The sequence below is a fragment of the Pseudoalteromonas sp. SG44-8 genome, assembly GCF_014164125.1.
Lineage (GTDB): Bacteria > Pseudomonadota > Gammaproteobacteria > Enterobacterales > Alteromonadaceae > Pseudoalteromonas > Pseudoalteromonas rhizosphaerae.
In genome coordinates, this window is record NZ_JACJEQ010000030.1 from 39153 (window position 1) to 45152 (window position 6000).

A 6000-nucleotide genomic window follows, 5' to 3' on the forward strand; every position below is an offset into this window, starting at 1 on the left:
CTCTTAACCCTTCACAAGATTTATTATTTTATGTATTATCCGCGCCACACCAAACAAGGTGTGTTGTGGCGGTTGTAGCTCAGTTGGTAGAGCCCCGGATTGTGATTCCGGTTGTCGCGGGTTCAAGCCCCGTCAATCGCCCCATCTTTTCCCTTCTTAATTTCAATATCAAATACGTCTTAAAATTTCATCCTATTGATTAATTAATATTAAGCATAAGCCAAAAATAATGGCTGAAGCCGGTTCCTACAAGAAATATACACATGCATTATCCCGTAGGAGAGCGCTTTAGCGCCGATTAGCTGTTGTATATAACCTAAGCCTAAACACAATCACGGCTGAAGCCTATTCCTACAAGCAACATACAATACACACATGACCTCGTAGGAGAGCGCTTTAGCGCCGATCAGCTTTTGCATATAACCTAAGCCTAAGCATAATCACGGCTGAAGCCTGTTCCTACAAGAAACATACACACACATCCCCCCGTAGGAGAGCGCTTTAGCGCCGATTAGCTGTTGCGTATAACCTAAGCCTAAACACAATCACGGCTGAAGCCGGTTCCTACAAGCAACATACAATACACATGCATTACTCGTAGGAGAGTGCTTTAGCGCCGATTGCATAATTTAATCTATACTTCATTAAACCGTTTTATATTTAAAGGATTAAAATGAAACTTCGGTCACAGCAGCTACGTCAACATCGTCACTCTATTATTAACCATTATTATTCTGTGACCACATGTACACATCAACGAGTTAAATTATTTGAGGATTTTTGTAATGCGCGAATTCTAATACGCTCACTAAAACAATCTGATTTAAATGGCTTAACTAAAACAATTTGCTTTGTAATAATGCCTGATCATATGCATTGGTTATTGCAGCTGAAAACACAAGATTCGCTATCTTCGGTGGTGGCTAAAGTAAAAGGGCGTACATCATTTCTCATGCACAAAGCTAAAAATGAGCAAATTTGGCAAGCTGGTTTCTACGATTCATTAATTCGAGATGAAGAACATTTATTACATCAAGCAAGATACATAGCTGCCAACCCAATGAGAGCCGGTATTGTTGACAACCTTGGAAGTTATCCCCATTGGGATTGTATTTATTTAAACCCCTCTGAACATGATTAACACAATCACGGCTGAAGCCTGTTCCCACAATCAACATACAATACACACATGACCTCGTAGGAGAGCGCTTTAGCGCCGATCAGCTGTTGCATATAACCTAGGTCTAAACACGATCACGGCTGAAGCCTGTTCCTACAAGGAACATACACACACATCCCCCCGTAGGAGAGCGCTTTAGCGCCGATTAGCTTTTACATATAACCTAGGTTTAAACATAATCACGGCTGAAGCCTGCTCCCACAAGCAACATACACATGCATTATCCCGTAGGAGAGCGCTTTAGCGCCGATTAGCGTACCCTCGCGAACTTTACTCTCGCCAGCTCGCAAGCTGCTTTCTTGCAGACAAAAAAATGCCACCTTTCGGTGGCATTACACACGGGATTATTTCTACATTATAGAAATTCTTTTCAAAAATAAGGTTCTAGGTGCTACAAGGTTTGTAATAGCTCGATTCTTGTCAAACTTTTCCTAGCACCTACGAAGTTATCTATTTCCAGCTTTTCATCTTGTGCCCTTTAACAGCATAGAAAAGGATGAATAAATAACAAGGTAACATTACGATATAAGCGCCCTGCTGAGCCTCGGCAGAATCCACACCACCGCTTGCTAGACCCCAAAATAGTGGACCAAACGCACCACCGGCGATACCCATTACAAGCAGACCAGAACCAACACTGGTTAATTTACCTAACCCAGACAACGCTAACGGCCATACCGCAGGCCATACAATAGCATTCGCAAATCCTAACACAGCTATCATCAATAGTGTATCTGGTAATTGTACCTCTAAACCAAGCGCTGTTGCGACAACCACTGAACTAGTATCGCTAAATACCACGGCAAGGGTTAGTACGCAGCCTAAAATAGCAGACAAACTCAATGCAGCTTGCTGCGAAATAACACGTGGTATAAGTGCAATACCTAAGATATAACCCAGCACCATACAAGCCATCGTATAAGAGGTCATGACACTATATTTTTCAACACCTAGCGATAACGCAAAAGTACCAATGGTATCGCCTGCAATCACCTCCACGGCTACATAAACGAACAAAGCAAGCACCCCTAGTGCAAGACTTGGATGGGAAAGCGCCTCTTTTACTTGCCCTTTAGCACCTTGCTCCTCATCATCAACAAGCTCTGGTAATGGCATCTTTGTCACGGCAAATGCCAGTGCACCAATAAATAGCGCTAACCCTAAATAAGGGTAAATTAAACTATTCGCCATTGAATCAATTTCAGCTTGTGATAAATCTTTACCAACGAGGCCAGTAAAATCACTTAAAATTAATGCTGTAAAAACGATTGGCGCAATCACGCCTGCGCCTTTATTTAATATCCCCATGATACTAACACGTGCAGCAGCTGACTCTTCAGGCCCAATCCTAACAACATACGGATTTACTGCTGTTTGCAACAAGGTTTGACCAGCCCCCATAACCAACTGCGCAAACAAAAACAAAGCAAACACTTGAGTTTTTGCAGCTGGAATAAATAACAAACCTGCCACCATCATGGTTGCCATACCGAGTGCCATACCATTTTTATAACCAACTTTACGAATGATCATTGCCGATGGCACTGCAGTAAAAGTAACAGCTATATAAAACGAGAATAAAATCAGTGACGCTTGAAATGGACTAAGCTGTAATACTTGTTTTAAGTATGGCATTAGTGAACCGTTCAACCAGGTTGCAAAACCTAGGATGAAGAATAAAGTGGCAACAATGGCCATGGGTATAAAGTTACTTTGTTTGTTTATTTTTGACACAGTGGCTTCCATAAAACTTCTTCTTGTTGCGAGCTATCGTTGTAATTATTTATTGCAATTAAGTTCAAAAAAAACTTAAATCGACGATTAGCGTTGCTGTACTTTATAACACTTTGGCGACATTTAAATGACAATGTCGAAACAAAAATGACAGCGCTGCCATAAAACTTTACGTTAATTACAGCCATATTACTAGTAACAATTTATTTTACAACGGCACAAAAAAGGGCCTTTATGGCCCTTTCAAAACGTAATTAGTTACTAATATATTAATTTATATGAGTAATTCTGCTCTTCAGTTTACTATTTAAGCTACTACGTAATGCCACAGACTGCTGTTCAGAAACACTGATCGGAGCTGTATATTGCTGCCAACTCGCGCCATTATCTAAACTATACTCGGTATTTAAATATGCAAATGGCGTATTAATCTCAAGCTTACCATTGTTGATCACACCTCCAGGTACAGGTAAATTCAAAGTTACACCTGCATTTGCCAACTTTGTAAGCTCTTTCAAACCAACTGCAGCAGAAAATTGTGCCCAGTCTTTTTCTTGGCTTTTACGATCAACCTGCTCGCCCTCCCATGGTGCTTTATGCCATGCACGCTCAGCAACAGACAGAATTCGCGGGAATATCATTGCCAATACTTGATCTTCGGTTCGAATAGTTTCAGACCAAACTTGTCCTTGCATACCTAAGATGTTTTCTGGCTTTTCTAATTTTGGTAGTGGACGACCAACTAAAGCTTCAAGGTTATCTATCGGCTCCCGTGTTCGGGTGTAATCGGCATTGGCATACACATCGTCTGGCATATAATTAAATGCTTTTTTAGTATCGGTATAGCGAGTTGCCCAATAATACCCACGTTCTTCTGGGTGAGCTTCATAAGGATGGTCAAAGTATAAGTGTGTACCATGCGATAATATAACTTGATAACCTGCATTGGCAAGGCGGTAAGCTCTGTCTGCAACACCCCACTCCCAAATATTGTCCCAGACGTTTGCTGTAAAGGTTTTATTTGGAAATTCATCGCGCTTAAACGGGTTAGTGCGGTCATACATTAAACCATCTTCCCATGCACCTGGCGAAATACCGCGCTTTTCAAGTAACTTGGCCACACGTTGTGTAAAGTAAGGTTTTAGATCTGCGGCACCGGCAACCCCATTATTGGGGTCGGCAAACATTGCTTGGCATATTGGCGAGCCAACCCATGAACCGGCACCCACTTCATCGCCACCAAAGTGTAAGTTAGTCAATTGCACACCGGCTTCGCGGTACATTTGTTGTAATTCGTAGGTAACCTTATCTAAAAAAGCATAGGTTGAATCCATGCATACGTTCATCGAGTTATCTTTGTAGTTTTGCACCGTCATATATACCGAGGTGTCTTTTGGATCGCTCAATAAATATTGTGTCGCTGCACTAATATCGACTTGCTGCGTTTCTTTTCCTGCATTCTTTTTATTAATAAGGTTATTTTTAGCTGTTTTTTGAGCTTCATCAGCAAGCTTATGATAACGCGCTTCCATTGCTTTGATTGATGCTCGAGCATGCCCCGGCCCTTCAATTTCAGGAATGATTTGAATATGGCGGTCTTTAGCAAATGTTAGTAATTCAATAAACTCGCTACGGGTTAAGTAACCATTACCTGAGCCCGATTTAAATGGCCCGGTTCCTAGCTGTGTTAACAGACATTCTTTTTCTTCAAGGTCAAAACAGCGATAACCACCAATATCAGTTAGCTCTGGTAATCCTGGAATTTCTAAGCGCCAACCTTCATCTTCTGAAAAGTGCCAATGTAGTTTATTCATTTTATAACGCGCCATTTGCTCAACCAATTTGAACATAGCGTCTTTGCCGTGGTAATTGCGGCCATTATCATAGTGCATACCACGCCAGGTATAACGAGGGCTGTCTTCAATCTCAAGTTGTGGAATGTCTACAGTACCTTGGCTATTTGCCGGGAGTAGATTAAGTAAGCTCTGCATGGCATAGAAGACACCGGCATTATCACTCCCAACAATTTCAATACGATCGTCATCTATTTCAAGAGTGTAACTTTCTGATTTACCACCGGCCAACTGTGGATTTACTTTTAAACTGATCAGTTTTTCTTTTGCTAGTTTGATGTGATCTGGCTGTGCTTTTAAGGTCAGGCCATAGTCATCTTGCAAATCTTGCATAAACACCATGACTTCGTTCTTTAACTGACCTTGGAAAGTGATCTGCCAGCTGCTATCAAGTGTTGCATTACCGCGATTAAACTCTACTTTTTGTGGCTTTGGAATGATCCGCTTTAATGCGTCTTGTTGCGATACTTGACTTGTCGTTTGTTGATTACGCTCAAAACGCACTTGTGGGGTGACTAATACCGTTAAATCTTTTGGCTCGTTATAACGACGCAGTTGATTTTCACGCTCGAACGGTGCAACAAACTGGGTCATATCTTCGCTGTCAGTATTTGCAAAAATAGCCGGTTTATTATCACCAGATACAAAAAAAGCACGTGGCATAAAATCAGAATAAGCAACCACCCAAACTTGAGCGTCAAACTCAAGTACTAAGCTTTTACCTGAAGCTAACCCTGTAAAGTTTTTAGTTGGGGTAATGCGATGTAAATCACCATTTACGTGTTCAATATTTAAACCCGCAACTAGCTCAGTACTGATCTTACGAACTGAGTGAATATACAACTGCCAGTCACTTTCACCTGCAGGAAGTGCAACATCAGATTGGTTGTTTAGTGTAATAGTTCCTAAAAAACCAGCGTCTTTATTATGAAAGTTATCAACCACAGCAAATGTCAGAGTGGTCTCTTTGGCAAAGTTATTCACATCAGTTTGCGAAAACTGCGCCTGTGCCATTAATGGCATTATCGCGATCAAACTCGCTAAAGTTCGCTTTTTAAAATCCATTGCTCTCTCCTCGTTGTATACCCTAAGACTACGCATTTCCCCCCACGTAATCTGTTATTTATTATTATTTATTCACCACCATCATATAAAAGATAAAATGACAGCGCTATCATTAATTGAAAAAATAGGGAATAAGCGGTAAGCGGTAAGCGGTAAGCGGTAAGCGGT

3 protein-coding genes and 1 tRNA gene are annotated in these 6000 nt (G+C 41.2%); 2 read left to right on the top strand and 2 right to left on the bottom strand.

The window, feature by feature from the left end:
- Positions 1-68: 68 nt before the first annotated feature.
- Positions 69-144 (top strand) — tRNA-His (locus H5163_RS17740).
- A gap of 529 nt (positions 145-673) precedes the next feature.
- Positions 674-1141 (top strand): REP-associated tyrosine transposase, encoded by a 468-nt coding sequence (locus H5163_RS17745; protein WP_182735662.1) that lies wholly within the window; start codon positions 674-676, stop codon positions 1139-1141.
- Positions 1142-1630: 489 nt separating this feature from the next.
- On the opposite strand, the gene nagP is transcribed toward H5163_RS17745, so the two are convergent.
- Positions 1631-2926 carry an N-acetylglucosamine MFS transporter NagP gene (gene nagP / locus H5163_RS17750; RefSeq protein ID WP_182735663.1) on the bottom strand — a complete coding sequence of 432 codons (1296 nt, stop codon included), beginning with the start codon at positions 2924-2926 and terminating at the stop codon, positions 1631-1633.
- A 257-nt stretch (positions 2927-3183) separates the two neighbouring features.
- Positions 3184-5832 carry a family 20 glycosylhydrolase gene (locus H5163_RS17755; RefSeq protein ID WP_182735664.1) on the bottom strand — a complete coding sequence of 883 codons (2649 nt, stop codon included), beginning with the start codon at positions 5830-5832 and terminating at the stop codon, positions 3184-3186.
- Between the last annotated feature and the right edge of the window lie 168 nt (positions 5833-6000).